Here is a 25,533-nt window from a genome sequence, read left to right as displayed (position 1 = left end):
ACCCGATCCGGCGGCGCTCCGCCGAGGGGATTTCACGCATGTATCTATCGCCGACATTTTTCCTCGATCTCGGCCTGCGCACCATCGCGCGCAATCCTTTCTTCAGCCGCGATCGTCCCGTCCTCGTCGAAGGCGAGAGCGATTTTCGTTTGCTGGAAGGACAGGAAGGCATCGTCGTCACGCTGGGGCCGAACACCTCCTTCTTCGATCGTCCCAATCGCTCCGTCTGCCGCTGGCCGGGCGTGAAGACCATTCCACGCCAGAGCCCGCACGAGATTCTGCCGCGCTCCTTTTTCGCCAATGAGGGCAGCGCATTTTTACAAATCTTTTGCGGCGGCGGCGACGTGCGGCTCAACCGCGTCACCACCCTCGCCGATCAGCGGCAAATTCTCCTTTCCGCCGGCGATGGCAATGTCGTCGAGAAGATCGATCTCTCCGAGCTCGCGCGCGACGGCGCGCCGCCGCTGAAGTTTCTGCAGCCCGCCTATCTCTGCTCCTCGGCCGAGGTGGCGATACGCTCGACGCCCTGCGACGCCGCCACGATGAGCTGGGCGCGCGCGCCCTATGTCTATCGCGCGGAAGAGACGGACGACGCGGAACGGCAGGCGATTCTCTGCCTTTCCGGCCGCACGATGGTGTGGTGTGAGCGCCTCGCGCCCGGCGACAGCCGAGACTTCGCGCTCGGCAATGTCATCGCAGCAACAGAGAATATCGACTCCAAGCTGCGCCCGACGAGCCTGCGCCATCCTGACGACGCGAAGGCGAGCGACGATGCGCCGATCGCCTTCGCGACCAAGCCTGTGCGCACGCGCCTGCGCGAGTTCGCCGAGGCGACGGGCATTTTATTCGAATCGATGCGCGCGCGCGAAGGCTTCCTGGTTTGCGAATTGACCAATCGCTCCGACCGGCCGGCCTATGTCTATGTGCAGCTCAACAAGACCGGCTTTTATGGCGGCTCCGGCTTCGTCGGCCTGATGGTGAAGCTCGTCTCCGCCTTCTTGCGAATGTCGCATCTGCCGCTGCGCGCGTGACGCCCTATCCGCGATCATGCGCCAATGGCACTCGACGAGCACGCTGCGCAGATCGAGGATCGCCGGAAATATCTCCTGATCGCGATCCTCGCGCCATTATCGAAAAAGCGAGGCGCCTCGCTCATTCGATCGTCACTTCCACGATGCGGGAGGCTCCGGGCCGCAGCGGCAGGCGCGCTTGAATGCGATGCGTTCCAGGCAGCATCGGCCAATAGACGGGCTCATTGGCGTCGGCGAGCCGAAACGGCCGCCCGTCCACCATCCAGAGTATCTGCTCCACAGAGCCCGGCGCCGATGCGCGCAAGGCGAGACGATTGAGCTCCGGCGGCAGCTCTGGATTGCGCCAGACATGCGTCTTATGCTCGGGCGTCGTGATGGCGAGCTCGACAGTCTCGTCGGGCGGAGCCGGCCGCACGGCGACGTCCATCGCGCTGCGCGCGGGCGGCGCCATTTGCGGCCTCACCCATTCGACCAGCGTCTCCCCGCAGCGTCCGTCGCTGCGCCCGCCGGCGAGACACATTTCCACTGGAACGCGGCCCTGCGGCGGCGGAAAGGATTCCGCCTCGATCTCCCCCGCCTTCGCGCCATGAATGAGCGTCAGCGCCGCATGCGCGAGCCGCGCGCTGGATGCGGCGCCGCTCAGCCGATTCATCGCGCCGGCGTCGCCGCGGCCGATCCACACGCCGACAATGGCCTTGCGCGAATAGGCGATGGTCCAGGCGTCGCGATAGGCCTGCGAGGTGCCGGTCTTCACCGCGACGGCGAAAGGATATTCGAGCGGCCCATAGCGCGGAAAGCTCGGCAGGCGCGCGAGCGGATCGGCCAGCATGGAGGTGACGAGCCGCGCCGTGTCGCTCGACATCACGCGAATGGAGCGGCGCCGTCGCTGCTCTTTCGCAAAGAGGAGATCGGAGAGCACGCCATCTTCGGCAAGCGCGCCATAGGCGCGCATCAGATGCTCGAGCCTGGTCGGCAGCGCGCCGATCGCCATGGCGAGGCCGAAGGATTCCGCCGGGGCCTCGAGATCATGCAGGCCGAGATCGTGCAGAAATTGAAAATTCGCCTCGAGCCCGACGCGGCGCATGAGATTGGTCGCCGGCACATTGCGCGAATTGGCGAGCGCCTGGCGCGGCAGCATCGGCCCGAGAAACGCGCCATCGGCGTTGTTGACGCCGGATGCGCCCTCTGGAACATCGGCGAGGAGATCGGTGGGCTCCAGAACGCCGCGCTCGAATGCGAGCGCATAGACGAAAGGCTTCAGCGTCGAGCCCGGCGAGCGCAGCGCGCGGGTGAAATCGATGGCGCCGTCGCGCCAGTCGCGATAATCGGAGGAGCCTATATCCGCGAGCACGGCGCCCGCGCCGCGCTCCACCACCATCAGCGCGACTTGCCGCGCGCCGGCGGTGCGCCAGAGCGAGAGATAACGCCGCGCAAGATGCGCGAGCTTGTCCTGCAATGAGAGATCGATGGTCGCGCCGATGCGCGGATCATGCGGCGAGGCGGGCGCTATGAGGCCTTCGCGCGCCAGCGCCTCATAGCGCAGCGAGAGATGCAGCGCATCCGGCCTCCGCGCCGCGCCGACGGGACGCAAGCTCGCGAGCTGCTGTGTCGCGAGCGCGATCTGCGCGGGCTCGACGAGCGCCTCGCGCGACAGATAGGCGAGCGCGCGAGCGGCGCGCGCCCGCGCGAGGACGAGCCCGCTCTCACGAAAGAGATTCATGCGGCCGGGCGATTGCGGAATGGCGGCGAGCAGAGCGATCTCCGCGAGCGAGAGATCCGCGACCGGCTTGTCGAAATAAAAACGCGCGGCATGGGCGATTCCATGGCTGCCATTGCCATAGGGCGCGAGCCGCAGATAATGCGCGAGCACCGCCTGACGACCATGGCGCGCGACGAGCGCGATCCCCGTCGCCGCCTCCGTGATCTTGGCCGCAAAGCTGCGCGGCGCTGGATTTTGCATGCGCGCGACTTGCATGGCGATGGTGGAGGCGCCCTCGCGGCGCTTGCGTCCGACGAGATTGCGCCACGCCGCGCGCAGCAGAGCGCGCGCATCGACGCCCATGTGCGAGGCGAAGCGCCGATCCTCGAGCGCGAGCGTCGCGAGCGCGACCCGCGGCGGAATTTCGCGCAACGGCCAATAGCCATAGTCGATCCGCGCCGCGTCGCGCGCGCCGATCTGCGTGAGAAAAGCGCCGTTACGATCATAGACCATAGGCGTCGGCCGCGGCGCGACGAGCTGCGCGCGGGAAAGGGCGGCATGGGCGAGGAGGGCGGTCGGAAGAAGCGCGATGATAAAGAATAGCGACAAGAGCGCGGGCCTCCTCCTTCTCCCACTCGTGGGAGAAGGTGTCGCGCGAATGCGCGACGGATGAGGGTCCGGGTGGCCGCGAAAGCCCTCGTCCGGCTCACTGCGTTCGCCACCTTCTTCCGCGAGCGGGAGAAGGAATCCGCGAAGCTTCTTCACTTCGCGATTTCCACGCGCTTGCCGGCGCTCTGCGCTTGCAGGCCCTTCTTATACATCGTCTCGACGACGCCCGGCGGCTCGGTGAAGGCGCCCGCCGTCTGCGCCTTTGCGCGAAAGGCGAAGCGATAAGTTCCCTTCGGCAGCTGGTCGTAAGCATAGAACACACGATCGTCGCCGAAGGAGACGCTGGTCGGCGCCAAAGTCAGCGCGATCGACGGCTGCGCCTCCGCGGGGGCCGTCGCGAGATTGGGGTTCAAAGGCTCGAAGCCCGCCGGCAGCGGCAACGAGATCGCGACATGGGTGCGATCCTGCGGATTGACGAGCTCCGCCGTCTCCTCGATCACATCGCCGATGGCGAGCTTAACGACGCCATTCTCCGCCGCGATTTTTTCCAAAGGCGCATCCGCCTTGCCGACGCGCAGAATGTCGCGCGTCAGCGTGAAGCCTTCGCTCACCGGCAGAGCCTTCGCGCCGCTCTCTTTCGGCTCGTAGCGCGTCTCGACCAGCGCCACGATCGGCGCCGTTCCACGATTGACGATCGTCAGCGCCGAAGGCGCCGCGCCGCTCTCGCGCAGGATGGGATTATTGGCGTCGAGCGTCAGCAGGCGCGGCGGCGCGCCCTCCTGCGAGAGCTCGATCTGCAGAGGCGATTGCGGACGCCGCCACACTTCCGCCAACGCGTCGATCGCCGCGGCGGTGGCGTTGGTCGAGCCCCAGCCGTCGCCCTCGCCCAATCGCAGCAGCGCATCGCGCAGCAGGCCCGCGCGCGGGTCGGACGGCGAAGCGACCGTGACCGCGCGCAGCATCTCCGCCAGCGAGCGCGTCTCGGAAGGGAGGATGACCGGATTGCCGCCGTCCGCCGCCTGGCCTGCGTAATATTGCGCGCCATTGCGCGAGAGAATCTTCACGCGGCTCCACAGCGAATCGAGCAAGGAGTCGATGATGCGCCGATCGCCAGATTGCGCGCGCGCGGCGGCGCGCGTCAGCTCCGCCACGCTGGCGCCCGCCATGAAATCGGCGTGGCGCGACAGCTCGGCGACATAGGACTCGTCGAGCTTGCCGCCGTCGGCGAGCGCGATCAGCGCCTCGACGCGCTCGCGCAATTCCTCGCCGGAGAGCAGGCGCGGATAATCCGAGCGCAGCGACAGCTTCAGCACATTGGCGAGACGATCGGCGAGCGGCTTGTCGATCGGCTCGCCCACGCGCTCCGCGCCGACGAGGAAGGAATAGGCCCAGGCGGTGAGCGACACATTTCCGCGCGCGCGAGGCCAAAAGGCGACGAGCCCATCGGCGTCGACTGCTTGATCGATCGCGCGGATCGTGTTGCGCACATCGCTGGAAAGACGACTCTCGAGCCCCGCGGCCGAGAGAATCGGCGTGAAATTTTTGAGCGCCAGCGCCGAGCGCGCCAGCGAGAGGCGCTGCTCGGTGCAGCCGTAAGGATATTCGACGAGCGCGTTCAATCCCGCGACGAGCCGCACCAGAGCGGGATCGCCGGCGATCGTCACGTCACGGCGGAAGGAGCCGAGCCGCGCGGCGTCTGTCGCGGCCGCGAGGGCCTTGCTCTCGCCCGGCGCGATCTCGACGATCTCATAGCGCCGCACCGGCAGACGATCGGGCCTGATCGGCAAGTCGATCTCCACCGCATCGCGCGCATGGTCGGCGTCGCGCTCCACGCGAAAATTCAGCTTCACGCTCTCCTTGCCGGGCGCCGGCTCCGGCACGCTCGCGCGGACGTCTATGCGCGCGGGCTTGTTCGCGATCCAGCTGAAAGCCTGCGACGCATTGCTCGCCAGCGTCAGCCCTTCCGCGGCGATCGAGGCTCTGCCGCCGCCTCCCGGTCCTTCGACGATCCGCGCGAGCACGGACACATCGAGCGCATCGCCCGGCCGCAGAAAGCGCGGCAGCACGGGCTGCGCGACGAGCTCCTGACGAATGAGCATCTCGCCCGTCGCATAGCCGAAGCGATCGGCGCCGCTCGCCGCCTTGGCGCGCAGCTTGAACACGGTGAGCGAGTCGGGCAACTTCACCTTGATTTTGGCGATTCCGTCGGCGCCCACTTTCACGCTCGGCAGATAGATCGGCACGGGCGTGAAATTCTTGCGCACGCTGACATTGGTTTCCACGCCCCATTCGTCGAGGCCGGCGTCGCCGCCGGGAATCTCCTCCAGCGGAATCTTCCCGAAGGCGAGATTGCGCGTGTCGCGCGCGGCGAGCTTCGTCTCACGCTCGACGATGAAATCCGGCAGCGGATCGAGCGGCCGTTCCTTGGCGAGCGACAGCACCGCCTGATCCACCATCCAGAACGTCGCTTCGCCCGCGAGCGGCTTGCCGAGATCATCGGAAAGACGAAGCGTGACCTCCACCTCCTGCCCCGGCCGCGCCTTCGCGGGATAATCGAGCTTCGCGGTCACGATATTCTTGACCGGCGTGACCTCGATCCATTTGGTCGCGGCGATCGTCACCGGCTTGCCCTGGTCGATATTGGAGGCCGGCGCCGGCGCGCTGTCCTTCAAGCGTCCACGCATGATGAGGAAATGCACGGCGAGCTTCGGCGTCTGCTCCTTGCGCAGCGCGAGCGTGTAGCGCCCGAAGCCATTGGCGATGTCGATGAGCTGATAATCGAACACGCCATTGGGCTGCTCGACGATAGCGAGCGCCTTGGCGTTCTGGAACGGCGATTGAACGATGAGCGTCGCCGTCTCGCCCGGCGCATAGGCTTGCTTGTCGGTCGTGATGGTCGCGGTGGAGGCCGGAGGACGCTGGAAGGTCACGGGCGTATTGCCGCCGACGAAGAAATCGACGCTCACCTGCTGACGGCGGCCGATGCGATCATAGGCTTCCAACTGCACGACATAAACGCCGGCCTCGCGCGCCTCCAGCTCGATTTTCTGCGCCTCTTTCGCGCTCGTCAGTTTGCGCTCGAGGAGCGTATCCTCGATCACCTGCGTCACATATTTCGCCGCGCCCTGCGCGAAATCGGAAGCCTGCAGCGTCGACGCCCAATTGCGCTTGATGAAGCGCATGGTGACGGGAAGTCCTTCCACCGCCTCGCCCTTGCCGTCGAGCGCGAGAAACTCCGGCGTCACCGCGCCGGGCCGCTCGACATAGCGCGGCAGCTTCACGCCGAGCGCGAAAGGCGGAACAGCGATGACATTCTGCACATTGCGCACCTCTATTCCATCGTCGCCGGTGACGGTCGCCTCGATCGAATAGCGGCGCGGCTGCGCGGTCGGCTCTATCGTCGTATCGAAGGTCATGCGCGAGGCGCCGCCGGCGTCGGTGCGCGCGTCACGCTCCAGCACTGGCGAGGATTTGAACTTGCCTTCGCCGGAGAAGCGCGCATCGCTCGAGAAGAGAAAGCCTTCGCGTCCCGGCGGCTGAAAAACATGCGGAAATTGCACGGCGCGCCATTTCACCGGCCGTTCCGCAACGAGACCGCCGGCGAAATAGCGCGCGATGAGATCGACATTGAACTCGCCGTCGAGCGGAACGATCTGCGGCGCATTCAGCGCCACCTCGAATGTCGGCAGCCGATAAGCCTCCTTCTTGAACGGAAACTGTCCGCAGGAGGCGGTCTGCGCCGCTTCGCCCTCGGCCTCTGCGCTTTCGCTCGGCTCGGCGTCTTCGCCTTTCGTCTCGCTCTTCTTCGGCTTTGCGCCATCGGGCTCGAAGCGCAGCGAATAATCGCCGGTCGCCGGCGTCTGCGCATCGAATTTGTGATAGAAGCTCCCCGCCGCGTCGAGCTTCACCGGAATGCGCCATTCCTGATTGCCGGGGCCGGAGACGACCAGCGTTCCGCCGGCTTTCGCAATGGCGAGAGCGCCATCGCGATAGGCGCGCACGAAGCCCTTTACATGCACTGCCTCCTCGGGCCGATAGATCGGCCGCTCGGCGAAGACATGGCAGAGCGTGCGCGGCTCTTGCCTGCGCGGCTCCTGCGGATTCGCGGTCCAGACGAGCCAGGCGCCGTCCGGCTTCGTCCAATTCTCGCGCGCATATTCGGAGGGGCCGTCATTGGCGTCCAATACGAGCGCGTCGAGGCCCTTGGTCACGACGATGCGGCGCACGTCGGCTTCCGCGCGCTTGCCGGGATCGAAGGCGAAGAAGCCGGAATTGTCGGTGGTCCCGCGCGCGAGCGTGACGAATTTCTCGCCCTTCACGCCTTCGAGCCGCACTTCCGCGCCGGAGACGGGCTGCGCGGTGGAGAGCGAGGTGACGACGAAGCGCACGCGCGCGCGCTCCTCTATCGCGCTCAGCGACAGATCGGTCACTTGCGCGCGCAGCCAATGGCGCTTTTTCTCGTCCACGGCGCGCAGGCCGATGAGATAGGTTCCCGGCTGTCCGGCGCCGGCGATCTTGGCGAATTCGCTCGCGAGATCGAGGCCGAATTTGGCGTCGGCGCCATTGCGACGGATCGGCAGATCGAGCAGCGCGGAAACGGCGGGCGAGCCCAGCGCCTTTATGCGCGCGGCGATCGCCTCGGCCTCCGGCGCATCGGTCTCGCCCCAATGCGTGGGCTCATTGCCGGGCAGCGGCGGCGCGGCGCTGTCCTCCGTCTCGACGCCGCTCTTGGGGAAAGGCCAGAAGTCGCGCGCGAGCGGATCGATCGCATGAATGCGAATATCGGCGCGATCATAGCCGCGCCCGCGCAGCGGCAGCAATTGCGGGCCGAAACGTTCGACGAGCCCTTGCGCAGCGTCCCATGCGAGCGCCGGCCGGTCGCGATCGAAAGCGAAGCGCAGCGCGAAGCGCGAGGCGAGCGCGCGCTTTCTGACGTCGTTCAGAGCGCCCGGCGCGAGCGCCAGCTCATAGACGCGATCGGATAGAAACTTGCCATAGACATTGAGGCGCTTGTGGTCGATCTCGACAGAGAGATCGTCGACCGGCGGCGAGATGCGCAGCGCCTCGCGCGCGCGCAAAATATCGATCTCGCCCGGCTGCTCGGTGAAGCTCAACGTCAGCCTGCGCCGATTGGCGGGCTGGTAATTGGAGACGGGCGCGGAGTCTTCCTCGCCCTCCGATGAAGCCGACGTCGGCGGGACGGCGTAGCCGAAGGCGCAGCGCAGCACGCCGTCCTGCTTGTCGTCGCTCCAGCCGCGGCCGCAGCTCGCCTCGGTGACGGCGAAAGGCGCGGCGGAACGCGCGCGCAATTCGAATATCTCATCGTCGAGACCGGGCTCGTCGGCGAGCTTCAAGCGCAAGATAGCGACGCGCCCGTCGCTTATCGACTCGCGCAAGCGAATGGCGACGCTCTGCGCGGCGTTGCGATCGGCGCGCTCGAGCGGGCGAATGTCATAGTCCTTCGGCGTCAACAATTGTCCGCCGAGCGGCGAGATTCCCGGCGCAGGACGCAATTCGATCGTCAGCAGCCGCGCTAGCGCGGCGATGTCCACGGGCTCGGGAAAAGTGAGCGTGATCTGCTCGAGATCGGCAATCGGATCGGCGCTCTCCGTCGGATTGGTGGAAGAGGGCGTCGGCAGCAGCGCGACGAGCCGCGTCGCGGCGGCGCCCGCCTCTATGTCGACGCGCTGCAGCGGCTTCCACGGCTCGGCCGGACGAAATTGCAGCGCGCGCGCGCCGATCCAGCGCCATTCGCCGGCGGGCTCGCCAGAGAGCTTGGCGAATTTTTCATGCGCGTCTTCCGGTCCGCCGGACTTGGGGCCGATGTCGCGATCGAAGAAAATGGTGATGGGATCGAAGCTGCGCAGAAATTTGTCCGGCACGATGCGCGCGCCATCGGCGCGGCGCAATTGATCGAAGGGCGCCGGCTCGGCGCGCAGCGGCGCGGAGACGCAAAGACCGGAGAGAAGAAGCAAAGCGAGGAGCGCGCGCGACAGGGCGCCTCTGCAAAGGACGCCCGTCATCGCGAGGAGCGAAGCGACGAAGCGATCCAGGGGTCGCCCTGCGACTCTGGATCGCTTCGCTCCGCTCGCGATGACGGCGGTGAGACTCGAGAACAGAAAAAGAATGCGTTTCATCGCCGAGCCTCGAATGGGACTGAGGGCGTTTGTCGAGTGCGGAAAGCTCATCGGCCGCTCTTCCTTCCGGCCTTTTCCAAAAACTCCGCCGCCACTTCCTGCGGCGGGCCGGAGGGCGGCGGCGCGAGGCCGCGCAGAGCGAGACGCACTATCGTCGCAGGCGCGTCAGTGGGCGCGCGCGCCTCCACGAAATAGCGGCCGGGCTCGAGGCGCAGAATCTGCGCGGCGCCTTCGCCAAGCGTCTTACCGGTGGCGTCGAGGAGACACAGCGCGACGCGATCCGGCTCGGCGCGTATACCGAGGCCGATCTCGCTCGCCTTCGTCGCCTCGAAGGTGAAGAGCGCCGCGCCGGCGGGGCCGAGCGCGATCGGATCATTGACGCCCTCCGTCGCGGGAATGACCGGCGTCGTCGCAATGCTCAGCGCGCCGGAGAGCGCGCCGTCATGCGGCGAAAAAATCTCGATGAGCGCGCGGCCCGGCGCCGCGTAGCGATGCAGCTCCACGCCGGCGGGGAATGTCTCGACCTGGCGCGCGCCATTCTGCGTGAAGGCGACAATGGCCGGCGCGCTCGTGCGAATGTCGATGACGACGGGCGCGCCCACATCGAGCGCGAAAGCCTGCGCTTCTCCACCGAGCGTCGCGGCGAAAGGCGCGGTCACATCGCGCGGCGCGGCGGCGGGCCAGGGCGATTTGCCGGCGCGCTCGATCCAGGCGGCGACGAGGCCCGGCGCATGGGCGATGGTCGCCTCTCCCGGACCGGCGAGCGTGAGCGAGCGGCCGCGCAGCACGCGTCCATCGGCGCCGGTGAACACCGCCTCTCCGCCGGCGATGACGAGCCGATCTCCCGGCTGCGCCTCAACGAGATGCGCCGTCTCGCCGGCGGCGCCGTAAAAGCGCTTGATCGCCCTCCCCGCCGTGATCGGCTCATGGCGTTCGGACGAGGAGGCGACGTGCGCAGGCGCGGGCGCGTCGGTGAGATTGACGAGCCATAGCGCGCGGGCGCCCTCGAGGCGACGCGACAGCGGCGCGCCATCAGCGAAAGCCGCGAAGGCGCGCGGCTCCTCCGGCGCAGAGAAAGCGGCGAGGCCGCTCGCAAGATCGAGCGCCAGAGCGCCGGCGCTATCGAAGGCGAGAGGCTGCGCCGTGAAGGGCGGAATGACGCCGAAGAATTGCGCGCCGGCGCGAAGAGGCGCGGCGAGCGCCACATCGATCGCGCGCGCCGTCAGACGCAAGGATTGGGCGTCGCCGGCGTTCCACAGGCGCGGTGGCTCCTTGCCGGCGAGCGCCAGAGCCGCGCTCGGCGCGACGGCGAAACCGCGTCCTGCCGAGACGCCCGGCTGGCCGAAGGCCGAGCGCGCGAGCCACAGCCGCGCCTTGCCGGAGGGCGGCGCGGCGGCGGGCAGAATGGCGCGCTCATTCTCGCCGAGGGTGAGCGGTATTTCAGCGCCGCTGGGCGCGAAGGCGACGACGCGCGCCTTGGCGGCGCAATCGCTCTGCGCGAGCAGCCACAGGCTCTCCGATTGCGGCGCCAGCGCGCCGGCCGAAGCCGGGGCGAGCAGGCGCCCCGCCGCCGAGCCCGCGACGAGCGAGGCCGGCGCAGAGCCGATAGAAACCAGCGCCGAAGCGGGCGCGGCCGCGAGGCCGACGCAGATTTTTGTCGCGAGCCCTTCGATCGGCGCCGGCTCCAGCGCTATGTCGCCGAAGCCGCGCGGCGTGCGCGCCAGGCTGCGCGCGGCGAGCGTGACGGGAGCGTCGGCGCCGCCGATGGTCCAGACGCTGGCGCGCCATTCGCCGCTCTCCGCCGGCCAGGCGGCGACGGGCGTAAGGCCGCGCTCGCGGCCGATGACGCGCCAATGTCCGTCGGCCTCGCGCTTCTCGATCGACAGCGCCGTCTCGCGCGTCGATTGCGCGGCGACGATCATCAGCCTCCCTTCCTGAGCGGCGGGCAGCGCCAGCTCATGCGCGCCGGGGCCGGCGATGGTCTTCACGCCGGCGAATGTCAGCGCCTCGGCCGGCGCCGAGACGGGCAGAGCGAGGCTCACCTCGACGCCCTCGGGCTCGGCCTGCTCCTCCGCGACCTCCTCGCCTTCCGCGGCGGCGTCCTCGCCTTCGTCATTCTGCTCGTCGGCCGCGGGTTGCGGCGCGCCCTTCAGCTCATCGAGCCGCAGGCGATAGGCGCCGGCGGGCAGGCGCCGCGAGAGCGAGACGTTCCAATCTTCCGCGCGGCCCTCGAGCCGCTCGATCACCCCGCCATTCTCATCCTCGAGCGCGCCGATCAGCTCCTTGTCGCCGAAGCTCGCAATATCGACGACGCCATCGCGCGCGATGGAGAAAGGCAGAGCGGCGGGCAGATCGACGAAGCGCGGCGCGCCCGGCTGCAATTGCGTCGATGTGAGCGCGATGCGGTAATCCAGCCGATCGTCATGAGCGAGGCTGCGCGCCTCGACGCGATAGGCGCCGGCGGCGAGCTTGCCCGAAAATTTGCGGCCGCCGGCGAATTTGCCGACGCTCTTGCGCTTAGAGTCGAAAATCTCCGCGACCATGCCCTCGCTCACATCCAGCGCAATGTTGGAGTCGCCGGCGAGCGCGAAGCTCCAGACATCCGGGTCGCGCGGCGCGCTTTTGGCGAGAGGCTCGCGCCATTGCAGCTTCTGCGGCGCATCGAAAGGCAAAGCATGCGGTCCATGGCCCTCGAGCGGCGCCGGCGTCACGATCCTGCGCAGGCGCGCGACGAAGCGGCCCTCGACGTCCTCCGGCAGCACGACGAGGCGATAGCTTCCCTTCTCGAAACGGCGGGTGAGACGCGTCAACGGGCCGGGCGCGGCGAGCGGCCAGCCATCCGCCTCCTCGAGCCGCGCCCGCCATTCCTTGCCGAGCCCGGCGAGATCGAGCCGATAGAATCCGTCCTCGGGAATATCGATCGGCACGACGGCGCCGTGGCCGCCGTCCAGCGCGGCGCGCGCGGCGCCTTCGCCGACGATGGGCGCCGTCGTCGTCATCGCCACGCTCTTCACCGAAAGGCCGAGATGGCCGGCGGATTCGCGCGCGGTGACGGCGGCGCGATAGGCGCCGGCGCGCAAATAGCTCGTCACCAGCGCATTATGGCCGGGACCATTGTTCTCGCCCTCGCCGAGACGCGGCGCCAGCGCGGCGCCGAGCGTGAGGCGCGTCTGCAATCGGCCCAAGGTCTCGACACGATAGAGGCCGCCTTCGGCCACATCGAAACGGAACTCCCGCGTCTCGTCGCGGGAAAGATCGAGCCAGGCGGGCTTGGCGGCGGAAATCGTCGCCGGCGGACGCTCCTTCGCCGCCTCTGCGGCGGCGGTCTCCACATCACGCGCATAGATAAGGGCGAGCGCCCCCGGCTCCGCTCGCGCCGGCAGGCGAATTGTGGCGAAGCGATTGTCGTTCTCGATTTTTTCTTCCGTGATCTGCGCGGGCGCGCTCGCGCCCTTGTCGTCGACGACGAGAATCCTGCCGCCGCGCGGCGTGCGCACCGGCAGAAGATATTCCGTCGCGGCCGGCCGCCACGAAGGCGCGGCGCCCTTCTCGAGATCGGCCGGCAGAGCGATGACGCGCGGGCCCGTCAGCAGGCCCGGCGCGCTATTGGCGAGAATGAAATGCGAGGCGCTGCGGTCGAGCCTCTGCTCGCCGAAGGAAATCGCCGCGCGCGCGGGCGGGCGCGGGGGCAGTTCCGGCGAAAGGCCGGGCGGGCCGAGCGTCAGATCGACGATCCCGACGGCGCCCTCCAGCGGCTCGAGCGAGAGGACATAAAAGCCCGCCTGAAGATCATAGCGGCTCGGCAGGCGGCCATCGGCGCGCGGCGCGACGGCGCCGAAAGCGGGCTCGATGAGCGCGCGCAGCCGCGGCCCCTGCGCCGAGATCGTCACCGGACCGCTGTCGGTCGCCTCGAACAGCAGAGTGGTCGGCCCGCGCAGATTGAACTTGCCGCGATAGGCGCGGCCGCCGCCGATCTGGGGAAGGTCCGACGCCAGCACGCGCGTCTTGCCATTTTCCGTGCGCGCCAGCAGCGCGGTGGCGGGGACCTCGTCGGCGCCCTCGCCGGCCACATCCATGGCGACGAGATTGGGTCCTTCCGTCTCGATCGGCGCGCGGCTCGCCCGGCGTATCGCCCGCAGCGAGAACGGCTGCCCCTCGAGGCCGGAGACTTCGACGAGGCCCAAAGTCTTGCCGTCGCCGCCGAGCGAGACAATCGCGACCGGCTCGCGGCTAATCTTGTCGATCGCCGCGGACGCCGGAACGCCGGCGCCGCGGCGCGCCTCGAGGCGGGCGGCGACGGGCTTGGGCAGCTCCAGGCGGAATGTGTCATAGCTCGCCGGCGCCTCGAAGCGCGCCGAGCCGAAAGCGCCGATGACGCCATTGGCGACGCCCGCGGCCAGCGAAGCGGGCTCGAGGAGATGCAGGAGAAACGGCTGCGCCGCGCCGCCCTCCGGCCAGGCGATGGGCTCGCCGCCATAGGCGATCGCGACATAGCGGCCGGGCTCGACCGCGCCTTCCAGCCGCAGCCGGGTCATCTGACGGCCGGGCTTGGTCTCGATCGTCGCGCGCGCGGGCGCAAGATCGACGAGCTCGCCGCTCGCCTTCCACATACGCAGATCGCGCAAAGCGCGGCCCAGCGCCTCCACGCCGACGCGGCCCGAGGCGCCGACCTCGAGCGAATAGCTCCGCTGGGCGAGATCGCCGAGCTCGGCGGAAAATGTCTTGCCGGGCGCCAGCGCCTCACGCGCGCCCTGCTCCTGAAACGCCTCGGCGGTGAGGCGCGCCTTGCCGGCCGCGCCTTTCGCGCCGAAGAGCCGCAGCTTGTAGACGCCCGCGTCGAGCAGCAGATCGAGCCGCCCGTCGCGCTGGCCCGCGGCGCCCGCCGTCTCGCCGGGGCCGGCGATCATATCGACGAGCCCAATGGCCACGCCCGAGGCGCTATGCGTGGCGATGGCGTAGCGGCCGGGCGCCGGAATGGTCAAAAGCGCGAAGCCGTCGCGATCGGCCGGCGCCTCGCTCACGGAAAATCGGCCGGGGGCGGCGTGCGGCTCCACTCGCGCCGGCTCCACTCGCGCTTTGGCGGAGGGCGCGGGCTCCGACGCCGCATAGGAGACGAAGGCGCCGAGCGACAGGCAGGACACGCCGAAAGCGATTGCGATCTTCAGAAGCAAAGCCCCGATCATGCGCAACATGACATCCTCCGCCGCGACGCGCCGCGACATGCAACGCTCGAGCTTACGCCGCCGCTTGTTTCCGAGTCGAGCCGGACAGTCGCGCGACGCCTCTCCATGGGCGGAAGGAAACGCGCTTTTTCGAGGCGCCGCCGTGCGCGACCGCACAATACGACGCCGATGTGACGCTTCGCTAAGAGATCGCGCGCGCCGCCGTTAACCTCGAGAGAAAGTGAATTTACGCCGCGCCCCTGTCTCCGGCCCGCCGCGCGCTACTTGCGCCGTCGTGAGGCATCATGATTGCCGAACGGCATGCCTATTACGGAGGTCTTGAATGAAATCGAAAATCGCATCCGTCCTCGCCGCCGCCGCCCTGCTCGGCACGGTCGCCTCGGCCGAGGCCTTCCCGCGCATCGTCACCGATCTCGCCGCCTTCCGCACCGGCCCCGGCCTCGACTTCCTGCCCATCCTCGCCGTCCCCCCGCAGGCGGTGGTCGATGTGCAGGGTCACATCGGCGGCTGGTCGCGCGTCGCCTATGCCGGCAAGATCGGCTTCATCGCCAGCTCGCTGCTGGCGCGTCCGATCGTCGTGCGGCCGGTTGTCACCTCGGTCGTCGTGGCCCCCGCTCCGGTGGTCGCCGTCGCGCCGGCTCCGGCTGTCGCCATCGCGCCCGCTCCGGTCGCGGCTCCGGTCGGCCTCATCACGGCCCCGCTCCGCATCTTCGAGTGATCGAGACACGATGAGACGAGCAGGCGCGCGGAACACGCTTCCGCGCGCCGTTTCGTACGTGCGCCGCGCGCGAGATGCGCGGACAGAAAGCGAGCGCGCGTCCTCTCTTTCGATGCTAGAATTTCGGAGCCGAATCTTTTTTTAAAATTCGTTTCGAGCGAGGCTCCATGCGCTCTTTCTTCCTTTCCTGCATCTGCGCGCCCTTTCTTCTCATCTCGTCGCAGACGCAGGGAAAGCCCGCCAAGGTCGGCGAGCTCGTCAATCTGCGCTCCGGCCCCGGCCTGAGCTTCGCCGCGCGTCTCGCCATACCCCCGGACGCCGTGCTCGAGGTCGCCTCCTGCCGCGCCGATTGGTGCCGCGTCACTTACGCAGGCTCCGCCGGCTATGTCGCGCAGCCGGCGCTCGTTGCGATCGACGCGCGTCCGGTGGAGACGCCCATTCTGCCGCCGCTCGGCGCCTATGTGTGGCGGCGCGAGATTCCGCCGCTCTATGATCCTTACGACTCCGCTGGTCCATGGTACACCGGCCCTTGGGCCTATGAGGGAACCAACGCCGTGCAATGGCGCTACGGATTTCCCGGCGGATATGTGCCCTGGTATCGCAACGCCATCTGGCGGCCGGGCTTCGGCTGGTTCTGACAGGGATGAATCGCCGACGTGAGAACGATGTCGCGCGCGGCGCGCCTCCACGCGCGCGCGGCGCCGCGCATTGCGACAAATAAGCGCGCGTCTCGTTTTATGACGTTTGCGCGCTGCGAAGCGCATGTGCGAAAGTCCCAGAATTCCAGGGAAAATAACGCACGATTTTCATTCGCCTGTGACATTTGTGCGCAGCGCGGGGCGCGCGCCGCTTTTCTTGATCGATGTCAAATCGCATCGCCGCGCGAGCGATAGACTCTTACGCGTGATCAAAGACGAAAGGCATGGCGCGCGACACGCGCTCAACGCCTTCCCGCCAGTCTGCGAGGATCCCTCCCATGGCGCCGAATGACGCTCCCGCAAAATCCGTCACCTTTTCAGAAGCGACGTTGACGCTTCTCTTCATCGCCTTCGCGGCCTTCGCCGGCTTCGTCGCCTCGCGCGCGCATACGCCGGCTTACGCATTCCACGCAGCTCTCTTCGGGCTCGGCTCCATCGTCGCCGTCTTCGCTTTGCTGAAGCGCTATGAGCTGCGCGGCGCACAGGCGCCCGCGCCCTTCATCGACGGACGGCCCAATTACAATTACGGCCCGATCCGCTTTTGCGCGCTCGCCGCATTGTTCTGGGGCGTCGCCGGATTCGCCGTCGGCCTCTATATCGCGCTGGAGCTCGCCTTCCCGGCCTTCAATTTCGACCTGCCCTGGATCAACTTCGGGCGCCTGCGGCCCTTGCACACATCGGCGGTGATCTTCGCCTTCGGCGGCAATGTGCTGCTCGCTGCCTCCTTCTATGTCGTGCAACGCACCTGCCGCACGCGGCTCGCCGGCGAGATCGCGCCCTGGTTCGTCGTTCTCGGCTATAATTTCTTCATCCTAATCGCCGGCACCGGCTATCTGCTCGGCGTCACGCGCGGGCACGAATACGCCGAGCCGGAATGGTATGCGATCCTCTGGCTCGTCGTGGTCTGGGTCGTCTATCTCATCGTCTTCCTCGCCACATTGGCGAAGCGCGAGGAGCCGCACATCTATGTCGCCAACTGGTTCTTCCTCGCCTTCATCGTGACCGTCGCGGTTCTGGTGCTCGGCAACAACGCCGAGATTCCGATCTCCGTCTTCTCGCCGAGATCGGTGATCGTCTGGGCCGGCGTGCAGGATGCGATGATCCAATGGTGGTACGGCCATAATGCGGTCGGCTTCTTTCTCACCGCGGGCTTTCTCGGCATAATGTATTATTTCGTACCCAAGCGCGCCGAGCGGCCGATCTATTCCTACCGCCTCTCCATCGTGCATTTCTGGGCGCTGATCTTCCTCTACATCTGGGCCGGCCCGCATCATCTGCACTACACCGCTCTGCCCGATTGGGCGCAGACGCTGGGCATGACCTTCTCCATCATGCTGTGGATGCCCTCCTGGGGCGGCATGATCAACGGCCTCATGACTCTCTCCGGCGCATGGGACCGTCTGCGCACCGATCCCGTGCTGCGCATGCTCGTCGTCTCCGTGGCCTTCTACGGAATGTCGACATTCGAAGGGCCGCTGATGTCGGTGAAGGCGGTGAACGCGCTGTCGCATTACACCGATTGGGGCATAGGCCATGTGCATTCCGGCAGCCTCGGCTGGGTCGGCTTCGTCTCCTTCGGCGCGCTCTACTGCCTCATTCCCTGGGTTTTCGGCCGCAAGCTCTATTCGCTGAAGCTCGTCGACTGGCACTTTTGGACCGCGACCATCGGCATCGTCTTCTACATATCGGCCATGTGGGTCGCGGGCATCATGCAAGGGCTGATGTGGCGCGCCTACACGCCGCAGGGATTCCTGGAATATTCCTTCATCGAGACCACCGAGGCGCTGCATCCAGAATATGTGATCCGCGCGGCGGGCGGCGGCCTCTTCCTCATCGGCGCGCTCATCATGGTCTACAATATCTACAAGACGCTGCGCGCGCCTTCGGCGGCGAGCGCGACAGAATTCTCGCCCCTTCCCGCCCCCGCGCAATAAGAGGAGAGAGACATGTCCGACATTGCGCGCAACGCGCCGACCGGCGGCCTGCAGAAGCGGCTCGAGACCAATTCGATCCTGCTGCTGCTGGCGATCCTTCTGCTGGTCTCGATCGGCGGAATCATCGAGATCGTGCCGCTCTTCTATCTGCACAACACGATCGAGAAGGTGGAAGGCGTGCGGCCCTATTCGCCGCTCGAGCTTTCCGGCTACAACATCTATGTGCGCGAAGGCTGCTACACCTGCCATTCGCAAATGATCCGCCCCTTGCGCGACGAGGTGGAGCGCTACGGCCATTACTCGCTCGCCGCCGAGAGCATGTACGACCATCCGTTCCAATGGGGCTCCAAGCGCAACGGACCGGATCTCGCGCGCGTCGGCGGGCGCTACTCCAATGATTGGCAGCGCGACCATTTGCGCGATCCGCGCTCCGTCGTGCCGGCGTCGATCATGCCGGGCTATCCCTTCCTCGCGCAGGCGCCGCTCGACTCCGAGCATATCGTGGAGCAGATGAAAACGCTACGCCTCGTCGGCGTGCCCTATACGGATGCGCAGATCGACAACGCCAAGGCCGATCTTTCGGCGCAGAGCGCGCCGGACGATCCGGGCGCCGATGCGCTGCGCCGCCGCTATCCCAATGTCGTCGTCAATGATCAGACCGGCAAGAACGGCGTCACCGAGGAGGATGCGCTCATCGCCTATCTGCAGCATCTCGGCGTCTCGGTGAATTTCAAGCTCTATGACGACAAAGCCGCAGTGAATGTGAGGTGAGCCATGACCACTTACGAATCGTGGCGAGAGCTTTCGGCGAGCTCGGGCCTTTTCTTCTTCGTCGCATTGTTCGCCGGAGTCCTGGCCTATGCGCTATGGCCTTCCAATCGCGAAAAATTCCGACGCGCCGCCGAGACGCCATTGCGAGAGGACTGAAGACATGTCGACGCGACAAGCTCACAGCGACGCGGCCCGCATCGATCCGCATTCCAAGACCAGAACGACCGGCCATGAATGGGACGGCATAGAAGAGCTCGACACGCCGCTGCCGCGCTGGTGGGTCATCACCTTCTATGCGACGATCCTATGGTCGATCGGCTATTTTCTCGCCTATCCGGCGCTGCCGACTCTTTCCGGCGGCACGCAGGGCCTCATCGGCTGGCATTCGCGCGCATCGGTCGCGCGCGACATGGAGCAGCTGAACGAGATTCGCGGGCCTGTGCTCGAGCGGCTCGCCAATGCGCCATTGGAGGAGATAGAGGCGCGGCCGCAATTGCTCAGCGCGGTGCGCGCGCTCGGCGCCGCCGCCTTCGCCAATAATTGCGCCGGCTGCCACGGCGCCGGCGCGCAGGGCGCGAAGGGCTATCCCAATCTCAACGACGATGATTGGCTGTGGGGCGGCAAGCTCGCCGATATTCGCCGCACCATTGAGCATGGCGTGCGCTGGGACGCCGATAAGGAGACGCGAAGCGAGACCATGCCCGCCTTCGGCCGCGACGGAATGCTCGACGCGAAGCAGATTTCAATCGTCGCCGATCAAGTGCGCGCGATGGCGAAGCTTCCCGGCGGCAAGGCGACGCCGCAAGGCGCCAAGCTCTTCGACGACAATTGCTCCGTCTGCCATGGCGTCGACGGCAAGGGCAATCACGACATGGGCGCGCCCAATCTCACCGACGCTCTGTGGCTGTTCGGCTCCGACAAGGAGACGATCGCGAGCCGCATCGCCAATGGCGGCGGCGGCGTGATGCCGGCCTGGAAGGATCGACTCGACGAGCCGACGATCAAGGCGCTCACCATCTATGTGCATACGCTCGGCGGCGGCGAGTGAAGGAGCGGAAAATGACGAGCGCCGATATGGGCAAGGCGAAGAGCGGCTCGCTCTACGCGCCGCGCAAGGCGATCTATCCGAAAGAGGTCGAAGGCGAGTTCCGCCGCATCAAATGGGGGCTGCTGGCCTTCACTCTCTCGGTCTATTATCTGCTGCCTTTCGTGCGCTGGGACAGAGGCCCCGGCGCCCCGTCGCAAGCGGTGCTCGTCGATTTTCCGCATCGCCGCTTCTATTTCTTCTTCATCGAGATCTGGCCGCAGGAGGTCTATTATCTCACCGGCCTCCTGATCCTCGCCGCGCTGGTTCTGTTCCTCATGAACGCGCTCGCCGGGCGCGTGTGGTGCGGCTATCTCTGTCCGCAGACCGTGTGGACCGATCTCTATCTCGCCGCGGAACGCTGGATAGAAGGCGACGCGCGCGAGCGCGCCCGCAAGGACGCCGGCCCGCGCAGCGCGAAGATTTGGCGCGAGAAAATCGCCAAGCATTCGCTGTGGCTTCTCATCGCCTGGTGGACCGGCGGCGCATGGGTGCTCTATTTCGCCGATGCGCCGACGCTGGTCTATGCGCTCGCGACCTTCCAGCCGGGAATTTCCGAAGCCTATATTTGGATCGGCATTCTCACCTTCACCACCTATATGCTCGCCGGCCATATGCGCGAGCAAGTGTGCCTCTATATGTGCCCCTGGCCGCGCATACAGGCCGCGCTCACCGACGAATATGCGCTGAACGTCACCTATCGCTATGATCGCGGGGAGCCGCGCATGTCGCTGAAGCAGGCGAGCGCGCTGCGCCTCGCCGGCGCGCCGGCCGGCGATTGCGTCGATTGCGGCCAATGCGTCGCCGTCTGCCCCACGGGCGTCGACATTCGCAAGGGCGCCTCGTTCGGCTGCGTGCAATGCGGCCTGTGCATAGACGCTTGCGACGCCGTGATGGGGAAGATCGGCCGCTCCGCGCGGCTCATCGCCTATGACACGCAGATGAATTGCGACCGCCGCCGCAAGGGCGAGGCGCCCGTCTACAAGCCGCTGCGCGCGCGCACCATCATCTACGCCGCGCTCATTCTCGCGATCGGCGCGCTCATGACCGCGAAGCTGGCGACGCGCGAGGACGCCGCCCTCTCCGTGCTGCATGATCGCAATCCGCTCGCCGTGACGCTCAAGGACGGCAGCATTCGCAACGCCTACACCATTCGCTTCGCCAATATGAGCGCCGAGCCGCGCCGCTTTCTGCTGGAGACGAGCGGCGTCGAGGACGCCGAGGTGGAGATCGTCGGCGTCGAGCCGGATATCGAAGGCCGCATGATCGTCGGCGTCGGCGCCGATCAGACGCGCGAGACGCGCGTGCTCGTCACATGGCGCGGCGCGCGCAGAGCCAAGGGACAGACGCCGATCCTCTTCACCTCCAAGGAGCTGGAGAGCGATGCATCTGTCACTATGAGAGACGTGTTCGTGACCCCGTGAGGAAAAAGCCATGTCGCACACAAATCTGATGCGCGCGGCGCCGCAGCGTCGCCTCGGCGGTTGGCAAGTTCTTCTGCTGCTCATTCTGTTTTTCGGCGTCATCGCCACGGTCGATGGCGTGATGATCTACGCCGCCCTCTCCACCTTCCGCGGCGAGGAGGTGAGCCGCGCCTATGAGAAAGGCCTCGCCTATAATCTCGACATAGCCGGCGCCCGCGCGCAGAGCGCGCGCGACTGGAAGGTGGAGGCGACGATTCTGCGCCGCGGCGTCTGGGAGAATCTCGTCTCGGTGACGCTGCGCGACGAGAATGGAGGCCTGTCGGGGCTGAAGCTCATGGCGGAAATCCGCGCGCCGGTCGACGGCCGCAAGGATGTCGCCGTCGATCTCGCGGAGATTGCGCCAAGCCGCTATGAGGCGCCGATCGTGATCGAATCCGGCTTCCGCGATCTCGTGCTGGTTGCGACGCGCGACGGCCGCGAAATGTTCCGCTCGAAGAGTCGTATCCGCATCGATTGAGCGCGCCATGACCATGGACGTCGATTTTTCCGCTCTCGCGACGCGCGGCCGCAATGGCGCGCTGCGCCTGGAGCTGGCGCTGGACGGCATGACCTGCGCCGCCTGCATCTTCGAGATCGAAGCGGCGCTGAAGGCCATTCCCCATCTCGTCGCGGCGCGCGTGAATTACGCCGATCGCCGTCTCTCGCTGGAATGGACGGCGCCCGATTTCGACTTCGCCGCCGTGTTGGAAAGACTGCGGCGCATGGGCTATCGCGCGCGGCCGTTCGAGCGCGAGAGCGGCGAGAACGCGGAGCGCGAGACGGCGCGGCGCCTGCTGCGCTGCCTCGCCGTCGCCGGCTTCGCCACGGTGAATGTGATGATGCTGTCCGAGGCAGTCTGGCTCGGCGGCGATATGGACGAGGCGACGCGCGATTTCTTCCATGGCGTCTCCGCGATCATCGCTCTGCCGGCCACGGCTTTCGCCGGCCAGCCCTTCTTTGCGAGCGCCTTCGCCGCGCTGCGCGCGCGGCGGCTGAACATAGATGTGCCGATCTCGCTCGGCGTGCTGCTGTCGCTCGCAATGTCGGTCTATGAGACGCTCACTCATGCGCCGCACGCCTATTTCGATTCGGCGACCATGCTGCTCGCCTTTCTGCTGCTGGCGCGCTATCTCGATTGCGCCATGCGCCGCAAGACGCGCGCCGTCGCCGCCAATCTCGCCGCTCTGCGCGCGCCCGCCGCTTGCCGCATCGCCGCCGATGGCGCGCAAAATTATGTTCCGCTCGCCGCGCTGGCGCCGGGCGATCACGTGCTGACGCGGCCGGGCGAGCGCATTCCCGCCGATGGCGTCGTTCTTTCCGGCGAGGCGAGCCTCGATGAGAGCCTCGTCACCGGCGAGACGCGCCGCCGCTGCGTTTCTGCGGGCGATGCGGTCTATGCCGGCGCGCTGAATTTCGACGGCGCGCTGACGATGCGCGTGCAGGCCGCCGCCGGCGACTCGCTCATCGACGAGATCGAGCGCTTGGTGGAGAAAGCGACGGCGGCGCGCTCGCGCTATCTGCGCCTCGCCGATCGCGTCTCGCGCCTCTATGCGCCTCTCGTTCATCTCGCCGCGCTCGGCGCGCTGCTCGCATGGCTCGCGGCCGGCGCCTCGCTGCATGATGCGCTGGTGACGGCCATCGCCGTGCTGATCGTCACCTGCCCTTGCGCGCTGGCGCTCGCCGTGCCCGCCGTGCAGGTCGCCGCGAGCGGCGCGCTGTTTCGCGCCGGCGTGCTGCTCAATTCCGACGATGCGCTGGAGCGTCTCGCCGAGATCGACACTGTCGTCTTCGACAAAACCGGCACGCTGACGACGCCGGAGCCCTGCGTCGTCAATGCGCAGGAGATCGAGCCGGAGCTATTGGCGCTCGCCGCGCGGCTCGCGCATTCGAGCCGCCATCCGCTCGCCTGCGCAGTGGCGCGCGAATATCCGCGCGCCATGGCGATCGAAGGCGCGCGTGAGGAGCGCGGCGCTGGCGTTATCGGCATTGTGGAGGGCGTCGAGGCGCGGCTCGGCGATCTGCGCTTCTGCAGCGTCGATGACGTCGCGACGGACGAAGACGCATCCGTCATCGCCTTTCGTCATGGCGAGCGCGTCGCTCTGCTGCGCGTGAGGCAGACATTGCGCCACGATGCGCACGAGACGATCGACGCGCTGCGGCGGCGCGGCTTGCGCGTGCTGATCTTGTCCGGCGATCGCGCCGCGCCGGTGGAGGCGGCGGCGCGCGCGCTCGGCGTGACGGAATGGCGCGGCGCATTGAAGCCGGCCGATAAGGTGGCGCGGCTCGAGGCGCTGCGCGACGAGGGACGCAAAACTCTCATGATCGGCGATGGGATCAATGACGCGCCGGCGCTCGCCGCCGCTCATGTGTCGCTGTCGCCGATCGACGCGACGCAGATCGCGCAAGCGGCGGCCGACGCCGTGTTTCTCGGCGAAGGTCTCGGGCCCATTGTCACGACGATCGACGCGGCGCGGCTCGCCCGCGCCTTGATGCGCCAGAATCTCGCTCTGTCGCTGCTCTACAATACCGTCGCCGCGCCGCTCGCAATGGCGGGATTGCTGACGCCGCTCATCGCCGCCATCGCAATGTCGAGCTCTTCGCTCATCGTCACGCTCAATGCGCTGCGCGCCGGCGGCGCGAATGGATCGGGTGAACGAGACACACGCCGGAAGAGGTGTTTTCTACCTCCCCCTCGAGGGGGGAGGTCGAGCGCCGAAGGCGATCGGGAGGGGGTGACGCCCCGAGTCTTCGCCGCGGAACCCCACCCCGGACCGCAAAGCGGTCCGACCCTCCCCCTAAAGGGGAGGGTAAATACGCCGACTCTCGCGTCGACCAGATCGCCCTGCGCCACGCGCATCGACGCATAGCAGAAAAGAGAGTCGCCCGCATGAATGCCCTTCTCTTTCTCGTTCCGCTCGCTCTGCTGCTCGGCGCGCTCGGCCTCGCGGCTTTCGTCTGGTCGCTGAATGCGGGTCAATATGAGGATCTCGAAGGCGCCGCCGCGCGCGCGCTCGCCGACGATGACGTCGAGGATGGGCGATCATGAGCCTGCAATTCGATCCGCTGCTCGCGCGACCGAGCGAGACGCTCTGTCTCTGCCCGCGCATGGCCGAGACCGACGATGCGCCATCGACGCTGCGGCTCGCCCTCGGCTTCGGGCTCGGCGTGCTGGCGCAGGCTTTGGCGCTCTCGCAATTGCCGCAGGCGGCGCTGCTCATCGCGCCGCGCGCGGATGAGATCGGCTGGCCGCTGGCGCTGATGCTCATCGGCGCGGCGCTCGCCTCCATTCCGGCGGCGCTGCTGGTCGACGGATTCGGACGGCGCGCCGCCTTCGCGCTGGGGGCGAGCCTCGGCGTCGGCGGCGGGCTGCTCGCCGCCTTCGGCATGACGCGCGGACATTTCCCGGCGCTATGCCTCGGCGCGCTATGGCTCGGGCTGGCGCAGGGCTTCGGGCTTTTCTATCGCCACATAGCGGCCTCGGCTCGGGGCGGAGTGAGCGTGCTGGCGGGCGGCGCGCTCGCCGCGCTGGCGGCTCCGCTCGCGGTGTATTGCGCAGAGCTCGCGGGGGGTGGAGCGGCGACCTTGCTCTGCGCATCGCTGCTGCAGATTTTCGCGCTCGCTCTCGCGGTGCGCGCGCCGCATGGCTTCGCGCGGCCTCGGGACGACGGAAAGGAAGAAGATCGCGATTGGCTGACGCTCAGATTCGCGCTGCTGACGCTCGCCGGCGCGGCGGCTTGGGCGATCATGGCGGCGGCCATGCTGCGCGGACCCTTGTCGCTCTCCCTCTGCGGGGCCGCGCAGAGCTTCGTCGGCGCAGCGATGGCTTGGCATCTGCTCGCAATGTATGGCCCCGCCGCGCTGGCGGCGCGCTGGCCGGCGTTCTTTCCCGCGCTGAAGAGCCTTTGCGTCGGGCTCATCGCTCTGGCGGGAGCTTTTGCGCTGCTGCGCTTTTCCGCCTCGCCCGCGCTTCTGGCGGCGGGGATGGCGGCGATCGGCGCCGGCTGGTCGCTCGCCAATATCGGCGCGCTGCGGCTATTGCACGAGAAAGGCCGACCGCCGCCGGCCGCGCTGGCGCTGCATGATCTCTGCCTGCTCGGCGCGGCGGCTGCGGGCGCGCTGGCGCTCTGACCCGATTTCGCCGCATGCTTTTCGCAAATTGCTGAAATCGGCGTAGACTCCCCTCCGGGATGGGCCTGCGCGGCCGGC

The 25,533-nt window shown here is 67.4% G+C and carries 15 protein-coding genes; 12 read left to right on the top strand and 3 right to left on the bottom strand.

What is annotated here, in order from left to right:
- Positions 1–38: 38 nt before the first annotated feature.
- Entirely contained in the window at positions 39–1,031 is a 993-nt protein-coding gene (locus K369_RS22240; RefSeq protein WP_036294342.1) for a hypothetical protein, read from the top strand.
- A 121-nt stretch (positions 1,032–1,152) separates the two neighbouring features.
- Here the strand turns inward: K369_RS22240 and K369_RS22235 are convergent, their stop codons facing one another.
- The 3 genes from K369_RS22235 to K369_RS22225 all read right to left on the bottom strand — a co-directional run bounded on the left by K369_RS22235 (position 1,153) and on the right by K369_RS22225 (position 14,698).
- Positions 1,153–3,243: a transglycosylase domain-containing protein gene (locus tag K369_RS22235; protein WP_036296227.1), complete on the bottom strand. Its 2,091-nt coding sequence runs from the start codon at positions 3,241–3,243 to the stop codon at positions 1,153–1,155.
- Positions 3,244–3,491: 248 nt separating this feature from the next.
- On the bottom strand, positions 3,492–9,362 hold the full coding sequence (locus K369_RS22230; protein WP_036296224.1) for an MG2 domain-containing protein: 5,871 nt from the start codon (positions 9,360–9,362) through the stop codon (positions 3,492–3,494).
- A 161-nt stretch (positions 9,363–9,523) separates the two neighbouring features.
- Complete coding sequence (locus tag K369_RS22225; protein ID WP_156968009.1) at positions 9,524–14,698, bottom strand: hypothetical protein; 5,175 nt, start codon at positions 14,696–14,698, stop codon at positions 9,524–9,526.
- A gap of 283 nt (positions 14,699–14,981) precedes the next feature.
- On the opposite strand from K369_RS22225, the gene K369_RS22220 reads away from it, so the two are divergent.
- The 11 genes from K369_RS22220 to K369_RS22175 all read left to right on the top strand — a co-directional run bounded on the left by K369_RS22220 (position 14,982) and on the right by K369_RS22175 (position 25,455).
- Positions 14,982–15,377, top strand: coding sequence for a hypothetical protein (locus K369_RS22220; protein WP_036294340.1), 396 nt, complete (start codon positions 14,982–14,984; stop codon positions 15,375–15,377).
- A gap of 167 nt (positions 15,378–15,544) precedes the next feature.
- Positions 15,545–16,015, top strand: a complete 471-nt coding sequence (locus tag K369_RS22215; protein WP_036294337.1) for an SH3 domain-containing protein — start codon at positions 15,545–15,547, stop codon at positions 16,013–16,015.
- A 338-nt stretch (positions 16,016–16,353) separates the two neighbouring features.
- Positions 16,354–18,009: a cytochrome-c oxidase, cbb3-type subunit I gene (ccoN, locus tag K369_RS22210; protein WP_036294334.1), complete on the top strand. Its 1,656-nt coding sequence runs from the start codon at positions 16,354–16,356 to the stop codon at positions 18,007–18,009.
- Between the two features lie 12 nt (positions 18,010–18,021).
- Positions 18,022–18,780: a cytochrome-c oxidase, cbb3-type subunit II gene (ccoO, locus tag K369_RS22205; protein ID WP_051949472.1), complete on the top strand. Its 759-nt coding sequence runs from the start codon at positions 18,022–18,024 to the stop codon at positions 18,778–18,780.
- Positions 18,781–18,783: 3 nt separating this feature from the next.
- Positions 18,784–18,936 carry a cbb3-type cytochrome c oxidase subunit 3 gene (locus K369_RS25765; RefSeq protein ID WP_018266852.1) on the top strand — a complete coding sequence of 51 codons (153 nt, stop codon included), beginning with the start codon at positions 18,784–18,786 and terminating at the stop codon, positions 18,934–18,936.
- A 4-nt stretch (positions 18,937–18,940) separates the two neighbouring features.
- On the top strand, positions 18,941–19,828 hold the full coding sequence (ccoP, locus tag K369_RS22200) for a cytochrome-c oxidase, cbb3-type subunit III (RefSeq protein ID WP_036296215.1): 888 nt from the start codon (positions 18,941–18,943) through the stop codon (positions 19,826–19,828).
- An 11-nt stretch (positions 19,829–19,839) separates the two neighbouring features.
- On the top strand, positions 19,840–21,288 hold the full coding sequence (ccoG, locus tag K369_RS22195; RefSeq protein WP_036294331.1) for a cytochrome c oxidase accessory protein CcoG: 1,449 nt from the start codon (positions 19,840–19,842) through the stop codon (positions 21,286–21,288).
- 10 nt (positions 21,289–21,298) lie between these two features.
- Positions 21,299–21,805 (top strand): FixH family protein, encoded by a 507-nt coding sequence (locus K369_RS22190; RefSeq protein WP_036294329.1) that lies wholly within the window; start codon positions 21,299–21,301, stop codon positions 21,803–21,805.
- 7 nt (positions 21,806–21,812) lie between these two features.
- The gene (locus K369_RS22185; protein ID WP_245278268.1) at positions 21,813–24,194 is read left to right on the top strand and encodes a heavy metal translocating P-type ATPase; all 2,382 of its coding nucleotides are present in this window, start codon (positions 21,813–21,815) and stop codon (positions 24,192–24,194) included.
- A 20-nt stretch (positions 24,195–24,214) separates the two neighbouring features.
- Positions 24,215–24,373: a cbb3-type cytochrome oxidase assembly protein CcoS gene (gene ccoS / locus K369_RS22180; protein ID WP_036294326.1), complete on the top strand. Its 159-nt coding sequence runs from the start codon at positions 24,215–24,217 to the stop codon at positions 24,371–24,373.
- Positions 24,370–25,455 (top strand): hypothetical protein, encoded by a 1,086-nt coding sequence (locus tag K369_RS22175; RefSeq protein WP_036294323.1) that lies wholly within the window; start codon positions 24,370–24,372, stop codon positions 25,453–25,455. Before ccoS ends, K369_RS22175 begins: the two co-directional genes overlap by 4 nt.
- Positions 25,456–25,533: the final 78 nt, after the last annotated feature.

It is taken from the genome of Methylosinus sp. PW1 (assembly GCF_000745215.1).
Lineage (GTDB): Bacteria > Pseudomonadota > Alphaproteobacteria > Rhizobiales > Beijerinckiaceae > Methylosinus.
This window is presented reverse-complemented; position numbering and strand designations above follow the sequence as displayed.